The organism is Curtobacterium sp. MCSS17_006 (genome assembly GCF_003234215.1).
Taxonomy (GTDB): Bacteria; Actinomycetota; Actinomycetes; order Actinomycetales; family Microbacteriaceae; genus Curtobacterium; species Curtobacterium flaccumfaciens.
This window is the reverse complement of sequence record NZ_QKSO01000006.1, coordinates 152,430-176,136: the sequence shown is the minus strand read 5'-3', so window position 1 is coordinate 176,136 and position 23,707 is coordinate 152,430. Positions and strand designations below refer to the sequence as shown.

The following is a 23,707-nucleotide window of genomic DNA, read 5'->3' as shown; positions in this document are numbered from 1 at the left end:
AGGCGCGGTGCCAGCTGGCACCGCGCCTCCCGTCCGTCACGGGGTCGCGTCCACGGCACCTGGTTCCGGACACGGAACCGCGGAACGACGCGGTGCTGTGTCCGGAACCTGGTTCCGACGGGGGCGCCCGGCGCACGCGTGCTTGGATGGAGCCGTGACAGACGCACCGATCGCTGACGAGTCCGCCTCCTTCGAGGTCACCGAATCCACCGTCGTGTACGAGGGCGCCGTCTGGGACGTGCGCCGCGACACCGTCGCGTACAACGGCGACTCGATGGTCCGCGAGTACATCGACCACACGGGCGCCGTCGCCGTGTACGCCGAGGACGACGAGGGCCGCGTCCTGGTCATCCAGCAGTACCGGCACCCGGTGCGGCTGCGCGACTGGGAGCTGCCCGCCGGCCTGCTCGACATGGAGGGCGAGGACCACCTGACTGCTGCGAAGCGCGAGCTGGGCGAGGAGGCCGACCTCGAGGCCGACACGTGGGAGCCCCTGGTCCGCTACAACACGTCCTCGGGCGGCAGCGACGAGTTCATCCAGATCTACCGGGCGCGCGGTGTCCGGTCGACCGAGTCTGCGTTCGAGCGCGAGGCGGAAGAGGCCGACATCGTGACGCGCTGGGTCCCGCGGGCGGAGCTGCTCGAGGGGATCCTGGGCGGTCGGCTCAACAACTCGGCCCTCGTCGTCGCGACGCTCGCCGTCGAGGCCATCGAACAGCGCGGCAAGTGAGCGGGTCCGCGGCCGACGGTCTGCGCGACCTGGTCACCTCCGGCACCTGGACGCACGAGCCGGAGGTCGCCGGGTTCGACGGCGACGTGTTCCGCGTCACCGCGGTCGAGGGCAGTGACGCCTGGCGGACCACCTCGTACGGGTTCGTGCACGACTCCGAGCACGCGCTGCTGCAGCCGACGGACGGGCCGTTCTCGGTCGAGGCGTCGTTCGTGCTCGACTACACCGAGCAGTTCGACCAGGCCGGGGTGTTCCTGCGCGTCGACGAACAGACCTGGATCAAGGCCGGTGTGGAGTTCTCGGACGGAGCGCCGCAGCTCGGCGCCGTCGTGACGCGTGGCTTCTCGGACTGGTCGGTGTCGCCCGTGCCGGAGTGGGCGGGCCGGGTGGTGACCGTCCGCGCGAGCCGCGATGGCGACGCCGTGACGATCCGGGCGTGGGCCGAGGGTGAGGAACCCCGCCTCGTCCGGGTCGCGTACCTGGACCCGGACGCCGTCGTGTCCGCGGGGCTGCTGTGCGCCGGGCCGACGCGGGCCGGGCTGACCGTGACGTTCACCGGGTTCCGTGTGGGCGCGCCGGACGAGGCGTTGCACTGACGGGTGGGTGGCCCCGCGCCGGTTAGCCTGCTGAGGTGATGCCCCTCGACCGCGCCGCGGAGACGTACCTGCGGCACGTCGCGATCGAGCGGGGACTCTCGCAGCACACGTTGTCGGCGTACCGGCGGGACCTCGCCGTGTTCACGTCGTGGTTGGCGGCCGCTCCGGTCGTCGAGTCGGACGGTGCGGACCGGGCCGGGGGATCCTCGGTGCTGCTGGACGTGGCACGGTTGGCACGGGCGGACGTCTCGGGGTTCGTGACGCACCTGGCCACCCGACCGGAAGGCCCGCTCGCACCGCGGTCGATCGCGCGGATGCTCAGCTCGGTCCGGTCGTTCACCGCCTTCGCCGCGGGGGAGGGCTGGTTGCCGCTCGACCCTGGCACCGCCGTCCGCCCGCCGAAGGCCCCGATGCGGCTGCCGAAGGCGATCCCCGTCGAAGACATGGAACGGCTGCTCGGGGCGGTGTCCGTCGACGCCGACGACCCCGTCCAGCTGCGGGACAAGGCCCTGCTCGAGCTGCTCTACGCCACCGGTGCGCGGATCTCCGAGGCGGTGGGGCTGTCGGTGGACGACGTGACGACGCTGTCGGACGCCGACGGTGAGCTCTCGGTCGTGAAGGTCACGGGCAAGGGCAACAAGCAGCGCATCGTGCCGCTCGGCAGCTTCGCCCGTGCAGCGATCGACGCGTACCTGGTGCGGGCACGGCCGGTGTTCGCGGCACGAGGGCCGTCGACGCCGGCACTGTTCCTCGGTGCCCGTGGAGCGCGGTTGTCGCGGCAGAGTGCCTGGCTCGTGATCCAGGCCGCCGCTGCTGCCGCCGACCTGGAGGCGCACGTATCACCGCACACGTTCCGGCACTCGTTCGCGACGCACCTGCTCGAGGGCGGTGCTGATGTGCGCGTGGTGCAGGAGTTGCTCGGGCACGCGAGTGTCGCCACGACGCAGATCTACACGATGGTCACGGCGGACATGCTGCGGGACGTGTACCAGACGGCACACCCGCGGGCGCGGCGGTAGGCGGCCTGCGCGGGCCGTGCGGGCTGTGCGGGTGCGCGGGGCCCTGCGGGTGCGCGACGGGCGCGTGTCGTGAGCAGAAATGGTCGGGTCGCGCCGTTGCAGCCGACCATTTCTGCTCACGAAGTGCCGTGGAACGCGGCGGTAGGCGGTCCCCCCGCCCTCAGAACAGGTGGAACTGGGCCGACGCGGCGATGGCGGTCGTCGTCACCGCGACGACGAGGGCGCTCGCCGAAGCGCTCCGCGCCAGGACCGCCCAGGCACCGACTGCCCAGGGACGGACGATGCCGATGACGCCGCACGCCACGGCGAGCAGTCCCGCCAGGCCCCAGGGGTTCGCGACGACCGAGACCACGGCGAGCAGCACCGCGAGCACCGTGAACACGCAGAGCCGACGGTCGCCGGCGGTGCCCGATGCCCACGCGTCCGTCCGGATCGCCGCGGTCTGCACCGAGAACGACGGCCCCACCGGCGCGACGACGATCGGCGTGACCGGGTCAGCAGCAGCCGCGGGGACCCGCGTGGCTGCGCCCCAGGTGCGACCGTCCCACCAGCGCAGACGACGGGCGTCCTGCGGGTCCGGGAACCAGCCTGCGGCCGGCAGCGTCACGGTTGCTCCTCGAGGTGCGGGGTGGATCGACGCTCCCGAGCCTAGGAGCGCGGTCGGCCTCGCCCCAGTCCCCAGCCGGGTGTCAGCACAAGGGGGGACCGGACCGGTGCACTACGGTCGGGGCGTGCCCTCGACGCTCGACGACTTCTGGACCGCGCGACGCAGCGAGCGTCCGAGCCTTCCGGAGGCCGTGCCGGAGGCGTGGTCCTTCGGCGCGACCCCGGAGCAGGCGGATGCGCTCCTGCAGCTCGTGCTCGACGGGGTCAAGGTCGGCACGGCGTCGTCGCTCTGGGACTACGAGGCGACCGGCGATCCGCTGCCCGCGACCGACGAGGTGAGCATCGTGACCGACGGCTCGGGTGCGCCCCGTGCCGTCATCGAGACGACGGCGGTCCGGGTGGTTCCGTTCGACCAGGTCGACGCGGACCACGCCTGGGCCGAGGGGGAAGGCGACCGGACGCTCGAACACTGGCGGACCGTGCACGAGGCGTTCTGGCGCGCACACTCGGAGAACCCGCGGGGGTTCGCGCCGGACATGCCCGTGGTGTGCGAGCGCTTCCGGCTGCTCTGGCCGAGCAGCTGAGGCCTTCGGTCAGGCGGGGACCGGTGCCGCGTCGACCTCGGTGAAGACGTCCTTCACTGCGGCGAGCAGTCGCGCGTTGAAGTCCACACCCAACTGGTTCGGCACGGTGACGAGCACGGTGTCGGCAGCACGGACGGCCTGGTCGGCCGCGAGTTCTGCGACGAGCTGCTCGGGCTCACCGATGTAGGACCGGCCGAACCGGGCCAGCCCGCCGTCGAGGTGCCCGACCTGGTCCTGCCCCTCGACCTGCGCGCGCACGCCGAAGTAGTGGCGGGACTCGTCGTCGATGATCGGGATGATGCTGCGCGAGACCGCGACGCGCGGTTCGCGGTCCCAGCCCGACTCGGACCACACCCGGCGGAAGCGCTCGATCTGCTCGGCCTGCAGCTGGTCGAAGGGCACACCGGTGTCCTCCGTCAGCAGGGTCGAGGACATCAGGTTCATGCCCTGCTCAGCGGTCCACTCGGCGGTGGCACGGGTGCCGGCGCCCCACCAGATCCGGTCGCCGAGCGAGTCGGACAGCGGGGAGATCGGCAGGGACCCGACCGAACCGGTCATCTGCGGGTTGGCGTTGGCCATCGGCTCGCCGGCGATCGCGCGGCGGAACACGTTCGTGTGCGCACGGGCCATGTCGCCACCGTTCTCGTCGGAGGCGTCGGGCACGTACCCGAACTGCTGGTAGCCGGCCAGGGCGGTCTCGGGTGATCCCCGCGAGACGCCGAGCTGCAGTCGCCCGCCGGAGATCAGGTCGGTGGCCGCGGCCTCTTCCGCCATGTAGAGCGGGTTCTCGTAGCGCATGTCGATGACGCCGGTCCCGATCTCGATCCGGCTGGTCTTCGCGGCGATGGCGGAGAGCAGCGGGAACGGTGCGGCCTGCTGCGGCGCGAAGTGGTGGACGCGGAAGTAGGCGCCGTCGACGCCGGCTTCCTCGGCTGCGACCGCGAGGTCGATCGCCTGCACCAGGGCCTCCCGCCCGCTGCGCACCTTCGACCCCGGCACGTCACGCCAGTGTCCGAACGACAGGAACCCGATCTTCGTCATGTCCATGCGAACGCATCCGGAGGCGGGGTCATTCCGCCGCGACTACCGTGGCCGGGATGGAGGACCCCCGCCCCGCACTCGAGGCCGAACGCGCCCGCAACGAACGGCTGCTGCTCGAGGTCGAGCGGAGCATGCGTGACGTCAGTGACGCCCGGCAGGACGCCAACTCCGACGACGAGCACGATCCGGAGGGCGCGACCCTGGCCTGGGAGCGCGGCTCGCTCGGCGCGGTCCGCGACGGCGCGCAGCTACGAGTCCGTCAGGTGGACGCAGCGCTCGCACGACTCGACGGCGGCACCTACGGGCGCTGCGCGGTCGGTGGTGAGCCGATCCCGGAGGCCCGGCTGGCCGCCGTCCCGTGGGCGGCGACGTGCGTCGCGCACGCGTGAGGGGCAGGCGGCCGGTGCCGCCTGACGGCCTGGAGGCGCGGTCTGTCACCGCCACGCGCCTCCCGGCATGCGCACCCCGCGTCCACCCCGTGCGCCGCTGATTCCCAGCCGCGCGCCCTACGTTTTCGGCATGGACGGCGACCCGAACGACCGATCCGGCGAAGCCCGGGCCGACGGCGCGCCACGCCAGCGCTTCCAGTGGTTCCACCGCCTGCGCACCTGGATCCACGCGCGGCCGCACGTGCACCTGCTCTACAAGGTGCTGGTCGGTCTGGTGGGCGGGCTGGTCGTCATCATCGGGCTGATCCTGGTGCCGCTGCCGGGCCCGGGGTGGCTCGTGGTGTTCATCGGCCTCACGGTGCTGGCGAGCGAGTTCCACTTCTTCCACAAGATCATCACGTGGCTCAAGGCGCAGCTGCACCGCTTCTGGGACTGGGCCAAGCGGCACGGGCCGAAGCGTCTGCGCGATGCTGCGGACCGGGGCAAGGCCGACGTCGACGCTGCGCACACCGGTGCGGCGCGGACCGTCGGGGTGCGTGCGCGCGCTCGCGGGACGAACTCGGCGCGACCGGGCCACTAGCGCCGCACCGTGCGAGCGCGTCGCGCCAGGCGGACGGGTCGCTACTCGGCCGCGACCCGGATCGAGCCGGTCGCGGTGCGCTCGATGACCTCGGCTGCGCGCTCCTCGACCTCGGCGGCGTCTTTCGACGACAGCTGCAGCACGAGGGCGACGACCGCGGCGAGCACGATGAAGCCGCCGTACCCGGCGATGACCGGGACGAGCCCGACCGAGGGCTCGAGCAGGCCTCCGATGACCGAGGGCACCCCGAACGCCAGGTAGCTGACGACGTAGATCGTGGAGAGCAGCCCGGCGCGGTGGGTCGGGGCAGCGGTGGCGAGCAGCATCCGCAGCGGTGCCTGGAATCCGGCGCCGAAGCCGACACCGGCGATGGCGCTGCCGACGACCATGCCCGGCAGGGAGTGCGCGAACACGAACGACACGGTGACGATCGGGCCGAGCACGAGGGCCACGAGTCCGAGCAGGACCGCGCGACGGGTGTCCATCCGCTGGATCGCCAGGCCGGTCAGCGCGCCGACTCCGGTGACCACGGCGATGAGCGCACCGGCGGCGAAGTGGTTCGTGATCCCGAACACCGCGCCGAGCGCCGAGGGCACGAGCGACAGGAACATGCCGCCGAGGGCCCAGCTGGCGACGAGCGAGCCGGCGACGCCGCGGAACAGCCGGCGTGAGGACCGCGGCACGCTGATCGTCGGACGCAGGGAGCGAAGAGCGCCGGGACGACGCTGCACCTGCTCGGGGACGACGAACAGTGCGAGCACCAGCAGCACGAGGAGCGCGCCGAACAGCAGGTAGACGAGCTGCTCCGGTGCCGGACCCCACTGCACCAGCGCGCCGCTCGACATCGCGCCGGTGGCGAGTGCGATCGGCGGGATGACGCCGTTCAGCACGCCGGCCATGGTCGGGTGGCGTTCGAGGGAGTTGTCGATGAGGGCTGCACCGAGGGCCCCGATGAGCAGCCCGACCGAGACACCCTGCACGATCCGGTCGACGATGAGCGCGACGACCCCGTCCGCCATGGCGAACAGGCCGAGTGACAGTGCGACGCCCAGGCCGCCGACGACGAGCACGGGCTTGCGGCCGACGTGGTCGGACAGGCGACCAGCGACGAGCAGGCTCGCGAGCAGGCCGGCGACGTAGATGGCGAAGACCCCGGTGAGCATGAGCGGGGTGAGGTGCCACTCGGCTGCGTAGACCGGGTAGATCGGCGACGGCACGGCCGACGACGCGACCGAGACCAGGAGCATCGCCGCCAGGATCCAGAACCCGGCGACCGAACGAGCTGACTGGTGCATGCGCACCCCTTTCCATCTCCGTGCAGTACGACTGCATTCGTACCGCACTCGAACAGTACGACGCAAGTCGTACAGCAAGCCGAACGGTGGTAGCGTCCCGTCCATGCCCGCGCACGTCGATGCTCCTGAACGGCTGCCGCAGCCGTCCGTGGCCGAGATGGACCTCCCGGTCGTGATGGACGCCCTGAGCGATCCGATCCGGCTCGCGATCCTGCACCGCTACCTGGTCGACGCGGCCGGGGGTGAGCGCAGCTGCGGCTGGGTCGGCATCGACCGGCCGAAGTCCACGTTGACCCACCACTTCCGGGTCCTGCGCGAGGCCGGTCTGCTCGAGCAGCACCTGGAGGGCCTGACCCGAGTCAGCCGCGTCCGCGTCGAGGACGTGCAGCAGCGGTTCCCCGGGCTCCTGGACCTGGTGCTCGACTGGCAGGTCCCCGCGGTCCTGCTGCGCGAGGGGATCGCCTCGTGAGCGACGGTGCAACCGCCGGCGTGGACACAGTGCACACGCTCCCGTCGATCGTCGCGGACCCCGCCGTCGCCACGGCGCTCGCCGCGGACCTGACGGCCGCCGGCTTCACCGTCGACCGGCTCGACTCCCTGTGGGGTACCGAGGCTGCCGCATCGCTGCACCGCGGTTCGCGGGTCGCCGCGCTCCGTGCGCTCGCCGCCCGCGAGACCACGCCGCTCGGCACCCTGGCGACACTGTTCGTGCTCGGCTTGCCGGTGACGCGGTCCGAGGCCGAAGTGGCGTTCCCGACCGCCGGGCTCGACGCCGTCACCGCCGCGGGCCTGCTGCGCAGCGACGGCGAAGGCGAAGGCGACTGCGACGGCGCCGACGACCTGGTCCACCCCACCGTCGACCTGCGCCCCTACGCCTTTGTGGACGACCTCGGCGCCGGCAGCTGGTGGGTCGTCTCCGACCTCGGCGAGCTCGCCCTCGGGCACGCGATCAGCGAGGAACACGTGCTCGGCATCGGCGGCGCCACCACCACGCTGAGCGGCCTGCAGGTGCCCGTGCCGGTCGAACGGGTGCTCGACCTCGGCACCGGGTGCGGCATCCAGGCCATGCACGCACGGCGGTTCGCCGATCACGTGGTCGCCACCGACATCTCGCGCCGGGCCCTCGACATCGCCCGGTTCAACGCCCAGCTGAACGGCATCGACGGCATCGACTTCCGGTTCGGCTCACTGTTCGAGCCGGTCGCGGGGGAGCGCTTCGACCGGATCGTCTCGAACCCGCCCTTCGTCATCACGCCTCGTCGCGAAGGCGTCCCGTCCTACGAGTACCGCGACGGCGGCATGGTCGGCGACGCCCTGGTCGAGACGGTGCTCCGCGGCCTGTCCGACCACCTGGAGCCCGGCGGGACCGCCCAGCTCCTCGGCAACTGGGAGTACCACTGGGGCGTCGACGGCCTGGACCGCGTGCGCGCCTGGTTCGCGGACACCGACCTCGACGTTTGGGTGATCGAGCGCGAGCGGCAGGACCCGACGTCCTACGCGGAGACCTGGATCCGCGACGGCGGGACGAAGCCCGGCACGGCCGAGTTCGACACCCTGATGGGCGCCTGGCTCGACGACTTCGCGGACCGGCGCGTCACCGGCGTCGGCTTCGGCTACGTCGTGGTGCGTCGACCCCTGCCTGGAGGCCCGTCCGGCCTCCGCCGGTTCGAGCGGGTCCCCGAGACGCTCGGCTCCAACCCCGCGGGCCTCGGCGCGACGGTCGCCCGCGTCCTCGACGCAGCCGCCTGGCTCGCCGCGCACGACGATGTCGCGCTCGCCGCCGCCCACCTGTCGGTGGCCGGTGACGTCACCGAGGAGCGGTACTACTGGCCGGGCAACGACGACCCCACCGTGATGACCCTGGTGCAGGGCGGCGGGCTCGGGCGCCGGGCGGACGCGGACACCGCACTCGCGGCGTTCGTGGGCGCGTGCGACGGTGACCTGTCCGTCGCGGCGATCATCGGCGCGCTCGCGCAGATCACCGGCGTGGACGAGCAGGCGCTCGCCGCCGACCTGCTGCCGGCGGCGCGCGACCTGGTGCTCGACGGGCTCCTCGTCCCCGCCGCCTGATGTTCAGGCGCGGTGGTCGCGCCAGCTGTGCTCGGGCGTGTAGCCGAGGAGTTCGCGGGCCTTCTCCGACGACAGCAGCGAGCTGACGCCGTCGATGTCCGCGCGGCGCTCGATGTCCGGCACGAAGCGTTCGACGAGCTCGATCGTCGGGGTGTCCATCACCGTGTCGGGGCTCGCGATGACGAACGCCTCGAACCCGGTGAGGTCGGCCTCGAGTGCCCGGCGGACGGCCTGGGCCCCGTCGCGGGAGTCGATGTACGACCACAGGTTGAACGTCTTCGCCTCGGGAGTGGCGTCCCACGGGAACGCCGGGTAGTCGGTCTCGTCCATCACGTTCGAGAAGCGCAGGCCGATCATCTTCAGTTCCGGGTCCCAGCGGGTGAAGTGGCGGGCCATCTCCTCCTCGACCGCCTTGCCGAGCGAGTACGACGACTGCGGGCGGACCGCGAACTCCTCGTCGACCGGCAGGTAGGGCGGGTGGTGCTCGCCCATCGGGATGCCGAGCAGGGTCTCGCTCGACGCCCACACGACGTTCTTGATCTTCGCGGCACGTGCGGCGTGGAAGACGTTGATCGACGAGGTCACGTTGTTCGTGATGAGGGCCACGTCGGGGACCTGCCCCGGGGCCGGCACCGCCGCGAGGTGCACGACGGCGTCCACGTGGTCGTACCGGTCGTCGATGCCGAGCAGGGCGTTCAGGACCTGGCCGTGGTCGGTCAGGTCGATCCGCACGAACGGGACACGCTCGGGCTTGTCGGGGGAGGGGACACGGTCGAGCAGGACCACGTCGTACCCGTGCGCATCGAGGTCACGCACCACCGCTCGTCCGAGCTTGCCGCTGCCACCGGTCACCACTACACGCGTCATCGCGTCACTCCACATCGTCGTCGGAACACACCCTGGCGGGCACCGACCATCCTGCCCCGCAGCACCTGACGCGACCAGGCCCTGTCCGTACCCCACTGCCGGGGAGGGGGCTGTCAGGCGGTGGGGGCGACCTGGGCGATCGCGAGGCGGGCGACGAGTTCGACGTGCTCGGCCATGTCGCGGGCGGGGTCGAAGAGCCACTGGATCTGCATGCCGTCGGACACCGCGAGCAGGACGCTGGTGAGCTCGTCGGGGTCGATGTCGGTGCGCAAGCGGCCGTCCTGCTGCATGGTGCGGAAGTCGGCGGACAGCACGCGACGGCTGCGTTCGTAGCGCTCGCGGAAGTACTCGTGCGCCGGGTGCTCGGCGTCGGTGGCAGCGGCGGCGGACAGGTTGACGAACATCTGTACCAGGCCCGGGACCTCGGCGTTGTGCCGCACGATCGCCGCGAGCAGGGCCGCCGGGTCCGCGGCCTGCCAGTCGTGCGCGAGGTCGAGCTCGTCGCGCCGGCGGAGGATCTCGACCCAGAGCTCGTCCTTGGAGTCGAAGTAGTGCAGCAGGCCGGCCTGGGTCAGCTCCACGGCGTCGGCGATGTCCTTGATGCTCGTCCGCCGGAAGCCCTGCGACGCCACGAGGTCCAGCGCGACCGTGAGGATCTCCTCGCGCTTCGCGATGCCCTTTGCGTACGAACCCCGTCGTGCCATGGCCAGACTGTACCGCCCGCAGGAGACCCGAGAAAACCAAGCAACGGTTGGTTTTCGGTGGTACGGTGCAGGAGCTGCCAGCGCGGGCGGCGAACCCGGTGGATGGTGGGTGTGGGCGACGAGGCCCCGGCCGTCCAGGCGGCGCCCCGCGGCCCTGAACGAGAGGACCGACCACCGTGACCACCGTGAACGACGCGAGCACCGCCTCCAGTCCGTCGACGCCGCTGACCGAGCGCATCGATGCGCTCCTCGGCCAGCTGACCACCGACGAGAAGGTGCAGCTGCTCACCGGACGTGACTTCTGGACCACCTGGCCCATCGAGAAGATCGGGCTGCGCCGGATCCTGATGTCCGACGGACCGTCGGGCGTGCGCGGCGAGGTCTGGGACGAGCGTGACCCATCCCTGAACCTGCCGTCGGCGACCGCGCTGAGTGCCTCGTGGGACCGCGCGATCGCGAAGCGCTACGGCGCCGCCGCCGCGGTGGAGGCCCGCCGCAAGGGCGTCGACGTCGTGCTCGGCCCGACCATCAACCTGCACCGGTCCCCGCTCGGTGGCCGGCACTTCGAGGCCTTCAGCGAGGACCCGGTGCTCACCGGTGACCTGGCCGCGTCGTACGTCGACGGCGTGCAGGAGAACGGTGTCGCCGCCACCCCGAAGCACTACATCGCGAACGACTACGAGACCGACCGCTTCACCGCGTCGACCGAGGTGTCGGACCGTGCGCTGCGCGAGCTGTACCTGCTGGCGTTCGAGAAGGCCGTGACCGAGGCGCACGCCTGGGCGATCATGTCGTCGTACAACGCGATCAACGGCGTGACGGCGTCGGAGAACGACCTGCTCGAGACCCCGCTCAACTCGGAGTGGGGCTTCGACGGCATCGTCGTGTCCGACTGGACCGGAGTGCGTTCGGTGGACTCGGCGAAGGCGTCGCAGGACGTCGCGATGCCCGGGCCGAACCCGTGGTGGAGTGAGGGCCCGCTGCTCACCGCCGTGCAGTCCGGCGAGGTGCCGATGGCGGCGATCGACCGCAAGGTCCGCCGGATCCTGAGCCTGGCCGCCCGTGTCGGCGCGCTCGAGAGCTTCGAGCCCGTCGCCGCGTCGCCCGTGCACGTCGAGGACGGCATCGCGTTCGTCCGCGAGGCCGAGGCCGAGGGCACCGTCCTGGTCCGCAACACCGGTGTCCTGCCGCTCGACGCCCCCGCCGTGTCGCGCATCGCGGTGATCGGGCACAATGCCGACCAGGCCCGCACGCAGGGCGGCGGCTCGGCCACGGTCGTGCCGTCGCAGGTCGTTTCACCGCTGGATGGCATCCGTTCGGCGTTCCCCGGCGCGAGCGTGGACTACGCGATCGGCGCCGTCGTGCAGGAGGGCATCGCGGAGTTCCCGCTGTCCACCATCACGAACCCCGGCACCGGGGAGCCCGGCGCCCGGGTCGCCTTCGTCAAGGACGGCGAGGAGCTGTTCGTCGAGGACCGCCGCGCGACGGCACTGTTCTGGTTCGGCGGCGACGCCCCGACGCGTGAAGCCGACCGGCTCGACATCACCACCACCTACACGGCCGAGTCGACCGGGACCGTGCGGTTCGGCATCGGCGCGGCCGGACGGTCACGCATGTGGATCGACGGCGAACTGCTGCTCGACGAGGACGTGCCGTTCGAGGGCGACCAGCTCGGTGCCGCGTTCCTCAACCCGCCGGCGCGGTCGGTGCCGGTGTCGGTGACCGCGGGCCAGCAGGTCGCGATCCGCATCGAGTACGACATCGTGCAGGACGAGACGCTCGGCGGGGTGCTGGCGTACCAGTTCGGCACCGAGCCGTCGGACGACGACCCCGCCGTGCTCATCGAGGCCGCGGTGGACGCCGCCCGTGGTGCGGACGTCGCCGTCGTCGTGGTCGGGACGAACTCCAAGGTCGAGTCCGAGGGCTACGACCGGTCCTCGCTGGCACTGCCCGGCCACCAGGACGACCTGGTGCGGGCGGTCGCCGCGGCGAACCCGAACACGGTCGTCGTCGTGAACGCCGGGTCGCCGGTCGAGATGCCGTGGCGGAACGACGTCGCCGCGGTGCTGCTGACCTGGTTCGGCGGGCAGGAGTACGGCAACGCCCTGGCCGACGTGCTGACGGGGGCGCAGGAGCCCGGCGGACGCCTGCCCACCACGTGGCCGGTCGCGATGGCCGACGTCCCGGTGCTCGACGTCACCCCGGTCGACGGGAAGGTCGCCTACGACGAGGGCGTCCACGTCGGCTACCGGGCCTGGCTGCGGGCCGGCACGGAGCCGGCGTACCCGTTCGGGCACGGCCTCGGCTACACCACGTGGTCGATCGATGGCGTCTCCGCGACCCCGACCGTGCGCGAGGGAGACGCCGTCATCGTCACGGCGACGGTCGCGAACACGGGCGACCGGGCCGGCAAGCACGTCGTGCAGGTGTACGCCTCGCGTGGCGAGTCGACCGTCGACCGTCCGGTGCGCTGGCTCGTCGGGTTCGCGCCGGTCCGGCTCGGCGCGGGGGAGTCGACGGAGGTCTCGATCGAGGTCCCGGCGCGTGCCTTCGCCCACTGGGACGGCTCGTGGCAGTACGAGTCGGGGACCTTCACGCTGCACGTCGGCGCCTCGGTCGTCGACGAAGCCGGAACCACGTCCCTCGAACTGGAGTGACGAAGTCGTCCGGTTTCCGCGCAGCTCGCAACTCCGTTCAGTAGCATCTATGTGCGCGAGTCGGCTGGTTACCGTCCGCGCACGCACCGACTACGGGGTCGCTGGGTGAGCGACTCGGTCTCCTGATCCGGCCGTTGTTGCCCTGGCCTCCCCGGTGCGTCCCAGAATGCGTCCCCGCGTCCGCGCGGGGACGCATTCGTCGTTCCGGCCCTGATGCGCCCCGGTGAACCGGTTGCCGCACTTCGTCCCGGTTCGGAAAAACGGGTGACACTTGGTCAACTTCATACGTCCTCGGTGCGCGGAACGGTGTGACAAACCGCTCGGTAGGTGGAACGATGGGTGCACCATCTCGTGCGGATCAGGGACGAGATGGTCATCCGGCCGGGCTCTCGGGCCTCACCAACTCGATCAGAGCCCTGCCGGATGCCCTTGACTCTCGGTGGTGGTGCGGCGGCGGGACCGCAGGTGGTCGGGCCCGCGGCGCCGGCCCGCGGCACCGGTTCTCAGGCCCGCAGCGCCGGGGCGATCTCCTCGGCCACGATGCGCAGGATCCGCTCGTGCGCCGCACGGTCGCCGTTCGCCGGCAGGGTGATGACCAGTTCGTCGGTGGCGGTGACCGCCGGGTCGGCGAGCAGGGCGTCGACGATGGCCGCCGGTTCGCCGGACACGACCTTGCTGAACCGGAACGGCGGGGTGCCCGAGAGCGGTCGACCCTCGTCGTCCATCCCGGAGGCGTACCCGGTCAGGAACTCCTCGTGCACCTCGCGGTCGTGGTCGTCGAGGAGTGGCACCACGATCCGGCCCACGGCGACCTTGGACTCGCGCTGCGGGTGCAGCTCGGCGAACCGCTCGCGGTAGGCGGCGATCTGGTCGGCCTGCGCCTGGGCGAACGGGGCGCCGGTGTCCTCGGTGTTCAGGGTCGAGCAGTGCAGCAGGAGTCCCTTCTCGGCCGTGCGGACCGCCGTGCCCATGCTGCCGCCGCCCCACCACACGCGGTCGCGCAGGCCCGGGCTGAGCGGCTGCAGGGTCAGGTCGGCCCCGGCGGGGATGCTCTCGTAGCCCTTGCCGGCGCTGCCGAGGGGCTCGCCCTGCAGCACCTCGAGCAGCCGTGCGGCGCGGGCCTCGGCCTCGTCGCGGAAGCTGCGGTCGACCGTGCCGAACACCGGGTCGAGGATCGGGCCGTACCCGGCGATGCCCGTGCTGATGCCGAGCTGCACCCGGCCACCGCTGAGCAGGTCGACCGTGCTGGCGTCCTCGGCCAGGCGCACCGGGTCCTCGTAGCGCATACCGAGCACGGCGGTGCCGAACGCGATGGTGCTGGTGCGCTGCGCGGCGGCCGCGAAGAAGGTCATCGGGCTCGTCAGGTACGGCTCGAAGTGCCGTCCGCGCACCCAGCCCGTCCCGTAGCCGAGCGACTCAGCGGTCTCGAACAGGCGCAGGCCGTCCTCCAGGGCGGCGGCGGCGCCGTCGGTGCCGCCGTGGTTCGGGACGAAGGAGAGGAAGCCGAGTTCGCGCATGTCGCGAGTCTATGCGCACGTATCGAAACGCGCCTGAGTCGGCGGCGGGGCGGACGGGAGGCCCGTGGCGGCGCCGCCACGGGCCTCCCGTCCGGCACATGCGCACCTGGGAGGATGGGCGCATGACCGACGTCACCGCCCTGCCCCCGCTCGTCGCCGCGATCCCGGCGGCGGTGGACGGCATCGTCGACCCCGACGAGGTCTACGAGGCCTTCGCGGCCTGGGCCGCGGAGGGCGGCCGACCGCTGTACCCGGCGCAGGACGAAGCCGTCATCGAGCTCGTCTCCGGCGCGAACGTCGTGCTGAGCACGCCGACCGGCACCGGGAAGTCGCTCGTCGCGGCCGGCGCGCACTTCGCCGCGCTCGCCGAGGGAAAGCGGAGCTACTACACGGCACCGATCAAGGCGCTGGTGTCCGAGAAGTTCTTCCAGCTCGTCGAGCTGTTCGGCGCGCAGAACGTCGGCATGGTCACCGGCGACTCGAGCGTCAACGCGGACGCCCCGATCGTCTGCTGCACCGCCGAGATCCTGGCGAACCTGGCGCTGCGACAGGGACCGGACGCCGACGTCGACGTCGTCGTGATGGACGAGTTCCACTTCTACGGCGACCCCGACCGCGGCTGGGCGTGGCAGGTGCCGCTGCTCGTGCTCGAGCGGGCGCAGTTCCTGCTCATGTCGGCGACCCTCGGCGACGTCACGACCATCGCCGACGACCTGTCCCGCCGGACCGGTCGGCCCACCGCCCGCGTGACGGGTGTCTCGCGGCCGGTGCCGCTCGAGTACCAGTACGTGATGACGCCCGTGCAGGAGACGGTCGAGCGGCTCCTCGAGGAGGGCAAGGCGCCGATCTACATCGTGCACTTCGCCCAGGCCGCCGCACTCGAGCGGGCGCAGTCGCTGATGTCGGCGAAGGTCGCCTCGCGTGAACGCCGCGACCAGATCGCCGACGCCATCGCCGGCTTCCGGTTCAGCGCCGGGTTCGGACAGACCCTGTCGCGCCTGATCCGGGCCGGCATCGGCGTGCACCACGCCGGCATGCTCCCGAAGTACCGACGACTCGTCGAGCAGCTCGCCCAGCGCGGCCTGCTGCCCGTCATCTGCGGCACCGACACCCTGGGCGTCGGGATCAACGTGCCGATCCGGTCGGTGCTGTTCACCGGGCTGACGAAGTTCGACGGCACGAAGATGCGCCAGCTGTCCGCGCGGGAGTTCCACCAGATCGCCGGCCGTGCCGGACGTGCCGGGTACGACACCGAGGGTGACGTCGTCGCCGAGGCACCCGAGCACGACATCGAGAACGCCCGCGCCGTCGCCAAGGCCGGCGACGATCCGAAGAAGAAGAACAAGATCAAGCGGAAGAAGGCACCCGAGGGCTTCGTGTCCTGGGGGCAGGCGTCCTTCGAACGGCTGATCGCCGCCGAGCCGGAGCCGATGGTCTCGCGCATGCGGATCACGCACGCGATGGTGCTGTCCGTCGTCGCCCGTGGTGGCGATGCCTTCGCGGACGTCCGGTCGCTGGTCTACGACAACCACGAACCGCGCTCCCGGCAGCTCGCCATGGCTCGACGGGCACTCGTCATCGCCCGGACCCTCATCAACGCGCGGGTGATCGAGAAGGTCGACGGCGCCTACCGCCTCACCGTCGACATCGCGCCGAACTTCGCGCTCAACCAGCCGCTGTCACCGTTCGCGCTCGCCGCGTTCGAGTTGCTCGACCCTTCTTCTCCCACGTATGCACTGGACATGGTCTCGGTCGTCGAGGCCACCCTCGACGACCCGCGGGCGATCCTGTCGCAGCAGCAGTTCAAGGAGCGCGGCGAGGCCGTCGCCCGCATGAAGCAGGAGGGGATCGAGTACGAGGAGCGGATGGAGCTGCTCGAGGAGGTCACCTGGCCTCGCCCGCTGTCCGAGCTGTTGGAGGCGGCGTACGAGGCCTACGCCGCCGAACAGCCCTGGGTGCTCGACTTCCAGCTGTCCCCGAAGGCCGTCGTCCGCGACATGTACGAACGCGCGATGACCTTCGGCGACTTCGTGCGCTTCTACCAGCTCACCCGGTCCGAGGGGCTCGTGCTCCGCTACCTGTCCGACGCGTACCGGACCATGCGGCAGACCATCGCCGAGGAACAGCGGACCCAGGAGCTCGACGACCTGATCGAGTGGCTGGGCGAGGTAGTGCGGCAGACCGACTCCTCGCTCGTCGACGAGTGGGAGGCGCTGCTCAACGGCGACGTCCTGCTGGCCTCCGAGGAGCACGAGGAGATCGCGCCGCCGCAGCCCGCACGACTCACCGGCAACCCGCGGGCGTTCCGGGTGCTCGTGCGCAACGCCCTGTTCCAGCGGGTGCTGCTCGCCGCGGCCGACGACATCGACGGGCTCGGCGAACTCGACGCGACCGTCGGCTTCGACCGGTCGGCGTGGGACAACGTGCTCGAGGAGTACTACGAGGAGCACGACAGCATCGGCACCGATGCCGACGCGCGCTCGATGCAGTACCTGGTGCTCGACGAGAGCGGCGCCACCGCATCACCCCGGGTCTGGAAGGCGCGGCAGATCTTCGCCGACCCCGAGGGCGACAAGGACTTCGGGTTCTCGGCGACGATCGACCTGGACGCCTCGGACGAGGTCGGCGAGGCCGTCGTGCGGGTCACCGAGATCGGGCGGTTCGACGGGTGGGCCGAGGTGGACGTCGACTGATCGGCGCGGGCGCCGTTCGACGTGTACCGTCGCCGGAGCCAACCCCCACCGAGAGGACTGCGTCATGCGCATCGGATCCAGCATCGCCCTGATCGTCATCGGCGCGATCGTCGCCTTCGCGCTGAACATCCAGCTCGCCGGCATCGACCTCCGCCTGATCGGCTACATCCTGATGGCAGCCGGTGTCGTGCTGCTCATCATCAGCCTCGCCGTGGCCTTCGGCGGTCGCCGCACCACGACCACCACCCGCTCGGGTGTCGACCCGGCGTCGGGGGAGCAGATCACCCGCCAGGATCGGCGCGACGGGACCTACTGACGCGCGGTCAGTGCTCCGGCAGGTACTCGTGCCGGAAATCGGCGACCGCGTCGGCAATGTGGTCGTAGTCGCGGTCCGAGCTGAGGACGGTGGCCCCATTTCGCACGGCGTAGGCGGCGATGTGGACGTCGATCGGTCCTGCTCCGCGGACGTGGCCGTTGTTCCAGAGAGCGTTCTGGATGCTCGTCACATCCTGGACGTCCGGGTGTTCTGATGCTTCGAGGAAGGCGTCCATGTCATCGCGGTGTCCCTGGTGGTCGGGCCCGGTGCGTGCTGAATGGCAGTACTCGAGGACCTGAGGTGGGCAAGTCATGATCAAGTCTTGCGTCGCTATCTCGCGAAGCCGTCGTGCGATCCCCGCTGAACGGTGTGCCTTCCACCAAACGGAGTTGTCGACGATGTAGGTCGCCATCAGGGGTGCAGCTCGTCGGCCGCGGAAGGGTCGGCGCTGAAGTCCCGCGCGATGATGCGTTCGACCGCGGCGGGCTGTCGCCGCACCGCGATGAGGGTCTCGAGTGCTCTCTGCACGACCTCGCGGTTGGACCGGGCGCCCGTCAGCTGCTTCGCATCATCGAGTACGCGTGGATCGAGATCGATCGTCGTCACTGCCATGCCGATCACCTCCGTTATACAGAGGAGTATATAACCGGGCGGGCTGCTGGCGGAAGGGTCAGAAGAGGGTCGCGGGCGGGGTCGCGTCGGGCAGCGCAGACGGCTCGGGGACCTCGGCCCCCGGCCAACCCGGTCCGTGCGGCACGTCGGTTCCGTTCTGGAACGCGGTGGCCGCGCCACGGGCACGGACGTCGGCGGCCTCGTTCATCTCGTGACCGACGTGGCCGCGTACCCACTCGAACGTGACCTTGCGGCCCTGCAGTTCAGCGTCGAGTTCCTTGATGATCTCGACGTTGAGGACCGGCTTGCCGTCGGCCTTCCGCCAGCCCTTGCGCTTCCAGCCGGCGAGCCACTCGGTGCACGCCTTGATGGCGTACTGGCTGTCGCACAGGATGTGCAGCGGCTCGCCGGTGTCCTTCGTGGCACGGAGCAGCTGCAGCACTGCGGTGAGTTCACCGATGTTGTTCGTCGCGCGGGGCCAGCCGCCGGCCGCCCACCGGTCGTCGTCGACGTACCAGGCCCAGCCAGCGGGGCCGGGGTTGCCGAGGGCTGAGCCGTCTGCGGCGGCGACGATCGTCACGATGGGACCTCCTGGTGGTGCCGAGTGCTCGCGAGTGCTGGTCAACCGTAACCGACCGTACGGACGGGCTCCGCCTGGCGGGGCGGCGACCGGATCAGCGCGCCGCGGGATCCAGGTTGAGATCGGTGTCCGTGATGAGCTGGTCGTCTGCTCCCGTCTGCAGCGACGGGTTCAGCCAGCGGAGTTGCGCGACGGTGATGCCCAAGCGTTCGGCGACCGTCACCTGCGCGTCGTCGCTCGACACCTGGTAGGACACCGGCACGCCGTCACGTTCGTGCACCCATCCGTTTGCCCCGGGCCGCGCTGCGCCCACGTCGACCTGCAGGTGCGGGTACGGGTCGGGGATCGTCCAGTGCAACGGAGCAACTGCGAGCACGGAGCCGACGCCGGTGCGTCCGGAATCGTCCCCGTCATCAGACGGCGCCGGCACGAGCGCGACGCTGTGCAGGAAGTCCGGAGTGGACCCAGCCTCGGACAGCCCGACCGAGTCCGGTGCACCGGTCTCCGGGTCCCAGATGACGACCCCGGCGCGGTACCCGTTGGCGTCGCCGCCGCCGTCAGCGTCACCACCGCGGAACTCCAAGCTCATCCACTGCGGGTTCGACGTGTGGTAGCCGGACAACTCGGCGTCGAAGGTGCCGCTCTCGTTCGCGACGACCCGCACGTGGATCCGGGTGTCACCGCTCGCCGAGACGACATCGGTCTCGGCGGCGACCGTGCCGGCCGCCAGGACCTGCGGCGTGCTGACCTGTTGTGCGGCCGGAGTCGGGTCCGCTACCGGGCTCCGGTTCGTTCGGTCGAATGATGCCTGTCGCGTCGGCGTCGGCGTCGGGATCGCGTCGTCGCCGCCGAACGCCGTGCACCCGGCGAGCAGCAGCCCCACCAGTGCCGAGCCGATCACCGCGGTCCGTGTTCGTTGCATCGTTCCCCCCTCGTCGGCAGCGTAGCGGGGGCCAGGGACGTCATCGAGTGCGGGGAGCGGACCGAGCCAGACTCGTTACACGGGGCGGAGGACTACCGTCCGCTGCAGGAGGAACCACCATGAGCGACAGCATCCCGAACGCCCCCGGCCCCGAGCCGTCGGACGACCGAGCACGGAACGACGCGCTCCGCGACGCCGCGCACAGCGACGACGTCGACGGGGTCAGCGGACGCGAGCAGCGGGCAGCGGACACGTCGTACAGCCCGTCGAGCGAGCGCGAGATGGACGCGTCCCAGACGAAGCAGCGTGACGACGACGACCTGCGTGAGGACGGCATCGACCCGTCCAAGGTCATCGCGGCCCCCGGGACCGGCGGCGCGGACGACGCCGGCGACGTGGAGCCCGAACCGGGCGACCTGCACCTGCCGTGGCAGTCCGAGGAGGACCGCCGGGGCTAGCTCGACACCCGGTCGAGTTCGCGCACGAGAGCCTCGCCATCGGTGACGTCCCAGAACGCCATCGGCTGTGGCCCGAAGAAGCCGTCGAGACCGGTGTTCGCGTAGACCTTCGCGTTCGTTCCCCACCCGAAGAGCATCGATCCCGGTCCGCCTCCCGTCGCGTCCCACTCGACGTTGCAGTGCCGTCGGTCACCGGTCCAGCTCACGGTGCGGTCAGTGCGGCCGATCGGGACCTCCCGCGTGCCGCGAGGGGTGATCACGAGGGCCCGGCGATCGGTCACGGCGTAGACGGTCGTCCGCTTGCGGTACCGCTTCACGAGGAACCGTCCGACGAGCAGGTGCAGGCCCATCAGTGTAAGCAGCGACCCGACGACCAAGAAGAAGGGCGGCGCCCCGCTGGTCACGGCCGAGACGGTCCAGAACGCCACGAATCCGCACCAGAGCAGCGAGAACGGGATGAGGAAGCCGTCGCGGCCCGAGAGGAGCCTGGCCGGATCGCTCGTGCCGGCCCAGTACAGGTGCTCGTCGGGGCGCAGGTGTTCACGGGCGGTCTGTTGAGGATCGATCACCCCTCGACAGTACGGCCCGTCACTCGCTGTGGCTGAACAGTGCGTACCCCGCCCGGCTAGGACACCGAGTCCGGGTGGGAGCCCGTCCGCTGCCCGGACTCGAGCGTCGCGATCGCTGCGAGCTCGTCGTCGGTCAGCACGAAGCCGTCGACGTCGAGGTTCGAGCGGATCCGGGACGGCGTGACCGACTTCGGCAGCACGACCACGCCCTGCTGCACGTTCCACCGCACGAGCACCTGCGCCACGCTCACGCCGTGCGCGTCCGCGATGTCGGTCAGCACCGGCTCGTCGATCAGGCGCCCGCGGCCGAGCGGTGACCACGCCCCGGTCACGATGTCGTGCTGCTCGTGGAACGCGATGAGTTCGCGCTGCGGCAGCCACGGGTGCCGTTCGACCTGGTTCAGCGCCGGTACCTCGCCGGTCTCGTCGATGAGCCGCTGCAGGTGCGGCACCTGGAAGTTCGAGACACCGATGCTCCGCGCCCGCCCTGACTCACGCAGTTCCACCAGAGCGCGCCAGGTCTCGACGTAGCGGTCGTTCGCGGCGGCCGGCCAGTGGATCAGGTAGAGGTCGACGGCGTCGAGCCCCAGCCGCTCGAGGCTGCCGTCGAAGGCCCGCAGGGTCGCGTCGCGCCCCTGGTGGTCGTTCCACACCTTGGTCGTCACGAAGACGTCGTCACGGTCCAGCCCGGAGGCCCGGATCGCCTTGCCGACGCCGGTCTCGTTGCCGTACATCTCGGCGGTGTCGACGTGCCGGTAGCCGGCGTCCAGCGCGATGCCGACCGCCGTCTCTGCCTGGGTGTCGTCGACCTTGTAGACGCCGAAGCCGATCGCGGGGATCGAGCGGCCGTCGCGCAGGGGAACTGAGGTGACCATGCACCCATCCTGCCGGTGCCTGGCGGGGGTGCGCCGGGCCTCCAGGCAGTCTGTGGAGAACGCGACTCGTACGCCGGGCGCACGTTCCTTCCCATAGCGGCCGCGATGGCGAGTGGAATCGGGCGTACCTGGTCAGAACTTCCGACCAGGTACGCCCGTTTCGACCAGGTACGCCCGAAACCGCCCGCCGCCGCGCGACCACCGACGCCCGCCGCCCGCCCGCCGCTCAAGTCGGCAGGTGCACCGGCTCCGTGTCGGGGAGGGGGCTGGCGTCACGGCCGCGCAGGTCGGGCAGCCAGCTGCGCATCGCCAGGGGGAGCAGCACGCCCAGGCCGGCCATCACGGCGCCGACGGTGAAGCCGCCGACGGGGCCGCTGCCGTCGATCAGGAAGCCGGCGATCGCCGAACCGCCGGCGGCACCGATCAGCTGGCCGGTGCCCATCCAGCCGTAGGCCTCGGCCGTGTCGGAGAACTTGACGGTGGCGGAGACCGAACCGAACATCACCGCGAGGGCCGGCGCGATGCCCACACCCGCGATGACCAGGGCCAGGCAGAGCCACCAGAAGCCCGTGCCGCCGAGGGCCAGGGTGAGGCCGACGAACACGACGGCCATGCGCGTCCACAGGGTGTTGCGGGAGATCGGGCGGTGGCCGAACGCCAGACCGCCGACGAGCGAACCGACCGCGAACACCGCGAGGACGATGCCGGCGTTCGGGCTGCCCTCGCCGAAGACGCTGGTGACGCTCGCCTCGACCGCGGCGCACGCCCCGATGAGCAGCAGACCGGTCAGGGTGGCGACGACGACCGCGGGGCGCTTCAGCACGACACCGAAGGCGCGCTTCGAACGGGGGATGCGGACGCGGCCGAGCTCGGGGGAGGCGATGAACCACGCGCCGCCGACGACCAGGAACACCATCGCGACGACGATCGCCTCGACCGTGCCGACCTGGGTGGCGACGAAGGTGGTGATGACCGGGCCGGCGACCCAGATGAGCTCCTGTGCGCTGGCGTCGAGTGAGAAGAGGGGTGTGAGCTGCGCTGACGTCACCATCTTCGGGTAGATGGTGCGCACCGCCGGCTGCACGGGCGGGACCGCCAGGCCGCCGAGGAACCCGACCACCACGTAGCCCCAGAGCGGCATGACCACGAACGCGATGACCACCATGCTGATCAGCGCGACGATGCTCGTCAGGATGAGGACGGGGCGCATGCCCCAGCTGCCCATCCACCGGCTTGTCAGGGGGCCGGCCAGCGCCTGTCCGATGCTCGTCGTCGCGAGCACCAGACCGGCCGCGCCGTAGGAGTCGAACACGTGCTCGACGTGCAGCAGGTAGGCCAGCGACAGCATGCCGAACGGGAACCGCGCGGTGAGCTGTGCGGCGATGACACGACCCACGCCAGGGGTCTTCAGGAGGGGCCCGTACGTACTCACGAGACGAGTGTACGGACCGGCCGGACCGGGGTGTCCCCCGTCCTGGGGAGGGGCGGTTCGCGACACGCCGAGGCGTTGATTCCACATCTGTGGATCGGGACTGTCCACCGGTGTGGGGAAGTGTCGGTGGTCGGGCGCAGACTGGCGGAAACTCGGGCCTCCCGGGAATCCACAGACTGTGGAGGACGTTGTGGAGAACTACATGGCTGTAACACTTCCTCTAGTGGTCGGTGCTGCGGCTAGCCACTAGATGTAGTGTGGAGGCATCGCAGCGGCCCCTCCCGGACACGACTGCGGACAGACATCAGCACCACCTCCACAGCACAGCAGAAACCAGTAGGAACCAGGGGAGAACATGGCCGTCACCGTCTACACCAAGCCGTCCTGCGTCCAGTGCACCGCGACGTACCGGGCCCTCGACAACAAGGGCATCGAGTACGAAGTGCACGACGTCTCCACGGACGAAGCAGCGCTCGAGCACGTCAAGAGCCTGGGCTACATGCAGGCCCCCGTCGTCGTCACGGACGACGACCACTGGTCGGGCTTCCGCCCCGACAAGATCGCGACCCTCAGCGCCGAACTGGCGTAGTCGTTC

At 71.0% G+C, this 23,707-nt stretch carries 26 protein-coding genes; 13 read left to right on the top strand and 13 right to left on the bottom strand.

Annotated elements, in window-relative coordinates; translation table 11 throughout:
- Positions 1-154: 154 nt before the first annotated feature.
- From DEJ21_RS08160 to DEJ21_RS08150, 3 genes are read left to right on the top strand one after another with little or no spacing between them, the layout of a single operon-like run.
- On the top strand, positions 155-730 hold the full coding sequence (locus DEJ21_RS08160) for an NUDIX hydrolase (protein WP_071245128.1): 576 nt from the start codon (positions 155-157) through the stop codon (positions 728-730).
- Positions 727-1,326, top strand: coding sequence for a DUF1349 domain-containing protein (locus tag DEJ21_RS08155; protein WP_111224277.1), 600 nt, complete (start codon positions 727-729; stop codon positions 1,324-1,326). The genes DEJ21_RS08160 and DEJ21_RS08155 overlap by 4 nt, the downstream gene beginning before the upstream one ends.
- 38 nt (positions 1,327-1,364) lie before the next feature.
- Entirely contained in the window at positions 1,365-2,345 is a 981-nt protein-coding gene (locus DEJ21_RS08150) for a site-specific tyrosine recombinase XerD (RefSeq protein WP_111224276.1), read from the top strand.
- A 160-nt stretch (positions 2,346-2,505) separates the two neighbouring features.
- Here DEJ21_RS08150 and DEJ21_RS08145 read toward each other — a convergent pair whose 3' ends face one another.
- Positions 2,506-2,952 (bottom strand): DUF2510 domain-containing protein, encoded by a 447-nt coding sequence (locus DEJ21_RS08145; protein WP_111224275.1) that lies wholly within the window; start codon positions 2,950-2,952, stop codon positions 2,506-2,508.
- 124 nt (positions 2,953-3,076) lie between these two features.
- On the opposite strand from DEJ21_RS08145, the gene DEJ21_RS08140 reads away from it, so the two are divergent.
- Entirely contained in the window at positions 3,077-3,535 is a 459-nt protein-coding gene (locus DEJ21_RS08140) for an ASCH domain-containing protein (RefSeq protein WP_220036563.1), read from the top strand.
- 9 nt (positions 3,536-3,544) lie between these two features.
- Here the strand turns inward: DEJ21_RS08140 and DEJ21_RS08135 are convergent, their stop codons facing one another.
- A complete protein-coding gene (locus DEJ21_RS08135; protein WP_111224273.1) occupies positions 3,545-4,582 on the bottom strand; it encodes an LLM class flavin-dependent oxidoreductase in 1,038 nt (345 codons plus the stop codon).
- A gap of 50 nt (positions 4,583-4,632) precedes the next feature.
- Between DEJ21_RS08135 and DEJ21_RS08130 the strand changes: the two genes are divergently transcribed.
- Together DEJ21_RS08130 and DEJ21_RS08125 are read left to right on the top strand one after the other, a co-directional pair.
- Positions 4,633-4,965, top strand: a complete 333-nt coding sequence (locus DEJ21_RS08130; RefSeq protein WP_111224272.1) for a TraR/DksA C4-type zinc finger protein — start codon at positions 4,633-4,635, stop codon at positions 4,963-4,965.
- A gap of 130 nt (positions 4,966-5,095) precedes the next feature.
- Positions 5,096-5,545, top strand: a complete 450-nt coding sequence (locus DEJ21_RS08125; protein WP_111224271.1) for a TIGR02611 family protein — start codon at positions 5,096-5,098, stop codon at positions 5,543-5,545.
- A 41-nt stretch (positions 5,546-5,586) separates the two neighbouring features.
- On the opposite strand, the gene DEJ21_RS08120 is transcribed toward DEJ21_RS08125, so the two are convergent.
- Positions 5,587-6,840, bottom strand: a complete 1,254-nt coding sequence (locus DEJ21_RS08120) for an MFS transporter (protein ID WP_071405874.1) — start codon at positions 6,838-6,840, stop codon at positions 5,587-5,589.
- 103 nt (positions 6,841-6,943) lie between these two features.
- Between DEJ21_RS08120 and DEJ21_RS08115 the strand changes: the two genes are divergently transcribed.
- Together DEJ21_RS08115 and DEJ21_RS08110 are read left to right on the top strand one after the other, a co-directional pair.
- The gene (locus DEJ21_RS08115; protein WP_111224270.1) at positions 6,944-7,309 is read left to right on the top strand and encodes a helix-turn-helix transcriptional regulator; all 366 of its coding nucleotides are present in this window, start codon (positions 6,944-6,946) and stop codon (positions 7,307-7,309) included.
- Complete coding sequence (locus DEJ21_RS08110; RefSeq protein ID WP_258374950.1) at positions 7,306-8,910, top strand: methyltransferase; 1,605 nt, start codon at positions 7,306-7,308, stop codon at positions 8,908-8,910. Before DEJ21_RS08115 ends, DEJ21_RS08110 begins: the two co-directional genes overlap by 4 nt.
- Before the next feature lie 3 nt (positions 8,911-8,913).
- Here DEJ21_RS08110 and DEJ21_RS08105 read toward each other — a convergent pair whose 3' ends face one another.
- Entirely contained in the window at positions 8,914-9,777 is an 864-nt protein-coding gene (locus tag DEJ21_RS08105; RefSeq protein WP_071245140.1) for an NAD(P)-dependent oxidoreductase, read from the bottom strand.
- Between the two features lie 113 nt (positions 9,778-9,890).
- The gene (locus tag DEJ21_RS08100) at positions 9,891-10,481 is read right to left on the bottom strand and encodes a TetR/AcrR family transcriptional regulator (RefSeq protein ID WP_111224269.1); all 591 of its coding nucleotides are present in this window, start codon (positions 10,479-10,481) and stop codon (positions 9,891-9,893) included.
- A 176-nt stretch (positions 10,482-10,657) separates the two neighbouring features.
- On the opposite strand from DEJ21_RS08100, the gene DEJ21_RS08095 reads away from it, so the two are divergent.
- Complete coding sequence (locus tag DEJ21_RS08095) at positions 10,658-13,138, top strand: glycoside hydrolase family 3 C-terminal domain-containing protein (RefSeq protein ID WP_111224268.1); 2,481 nt, start codon at positions 10,658-10,660, stop codon at positions 13,136-13,138.
- Between the two features lie 503 nt (positions 13,139-13,641).
- Here the strand turns inward: DEJ21_RS08095 and DEJ21_RS08090 are convergent.
- Entirely contained in the window at positions 13,642-14,655 is a 1,014-nt protein-coding gene (locus tag DEJ21_RS08090) for an LLM class flavin-dependent oxidoreductase (RefSeq protein WP_111224267.1), read from the bottom strand.
- A 122-nt stretch (positions 14,656-14,777) separates the two neighbouring features.
- Here DEJ21_RS08090 and DEJ21_RS08085 point away from each other — a divergent pair, with 122 nt between their 5' ends.
- Together DEJ21_RS08085 and DEJ21_RS08080 are read left to right on the top strand one after the other, a co-directional pair.
- Positions 14,778-17,348, top strand: coding sequence for an RNA helicase (locus DEJ21_RS08085; protein WP_111224266.1), 2,571 nt, complete (start codon positions 14,778-14,780; stop codon positions 17,346-17,348).
- A 64-nt stretch (positions 17,349-17,412) separates the two neighbouring features.
- Positions 17,413-17,664: a DUF6458 family protein gene (locus tag DEJ21_RS08080; protein WP_027465939.1), complete on the top strand. Its 252-nt coding sequence runs from the start codon at positions 17,413-17,415 to the stop codon at positions 17,662-17,664.
- Positions 17,665-17,671: 7 nt separating this feature from the next.
- Here the strand turns inward: DEJ21_RS08080 and DEJ21_RS08075 are convergent, their stop codons facing one another.
- From DEJ21_RS08075 to DEJ21_RS08060, 4 genes are all read right to left on the bottom strand, one after another.
- Positions 17,672-18,076, bottom strand: coding sequence for a PIN domain-containing protein (locus DEJ21_RS08075; protein WP_027465940.1), 405 nt, complete (start codon positions 18,074-18,076; stop codon positions 17,672-17,674).
- Positions 18,076-18,276: a type II toxin-antitoxin system VapB family antitoxin gene (locus DEJ21_RS08070; RefSeq protein WP_111232839.1), complete on the bottom strand. Its 201-nt coding sequence runs from the start codon at positions 18,274-18,276 to the stop codon at positions 18,076-18,078. The genes DEJ21_RS08075 and DEJ21_RS08070 overlap by 1 nt, the downstream gene beginning before the upstream one ends.
- A gap of 58 nt (positions 18,277-18,334) precedes the next feature.
- On the bottom strand, positions 18,335-18,856 hold the full coding sequence (locus tag DEJ21_RS08065; protein WP_027465941.1) for a ribonuclease H: 522 nt from the start codon (positions 18,854-18,856) through the stop codon (positions 18,335-18,337).
- Positions 18,857-18,950: 94 nt separating this feature from the next.
- Positions 18,951-19,778, bottom strand: a complete 828-nt coding sequence (locus DEJ21_RS08060) for a hypothetical protein (RefSeq protein WP_146247728.1) — start codon at positions 19,776-19,778, stop codon at positions 18,951-18,953.
- 119 nt (positions 19,779-19,897) lie between these two features.
- Between DEJ21_RS08060 and DEJ21_RS08055 the strand changes: the two genes are divergently transcribed.
- Entirely contained in the window at positions 19,898-20,236 is a 339-nt protein-coding gene (locus tag DEJ21_RS08055) for a hypothetical protein (protein ID WP_111224263.1), read from the top strand.
- Here DEJ21_RS08055 and DEJ21_RS08050 read toward each other — a convergent pair.
- From DEJ21_RS08050 to DEJ21_RS08040, 3 genes are all read right to left on the bottom strand, one after another.
- A complete protein-coding gene (locus DEJ21_RS08050; protein WP_111224262.1) occupies positions 20,233-20,805 on the bottom strand; it encodes a hypothetical protein in 573 nt (190 codons plus the stop codon). The two genes, DEJ21_RS08055 and DEJ21_RS08050, sit on opposite strands and share 4 nt — an antisense overlap.
- Before the next feature lie 56 nt (positions 20,806-20,861).
- Complete coding sequence (locus tag DEJ21_RS08045; RefSeq protein ID WP_111224261.1) at positions 20,862-21,680, bottom strand: aldo/keto reductase; 819 nt, start codon at positions 21,678-21,680, stop codon at positions 20,862-20,864.
- Positions 21,681-21,906: 226 nt separating this feature from the next.
- Positions 21,907-23,112 (bottom strand): MFS transporter, encoded by a 1,206-nt coding sequence (locus DEJ21_RS08040; protein WP_111224260.1) that lies wholly within the window; start codon positions 23,110-23,112, stop codon positions 21,907-21,909.
- A 355-nt stretch (positions 23,113-23,467) separates the two neighbouring features.
- Here DEJ21_RS08040 and nrdH point away from each other — a divergent pair, with 355 nt between their 5' ends.
- Positions 23,468-23,701 carry a glutaredoxin-like protein NrdH gene (nrdH, locus tag DEJ21_RS08035; protein ID WP_017886897.1) on the top strand — a complete coding sequence of 78 codons (234 nt, stop codon included), beginning with the start codon at positions 23,468-23,470 and terminating at the stop codon, positions 23,699-23,701.
- Positions 23,702-23,707: the final 6 nt, after the last annotated feature.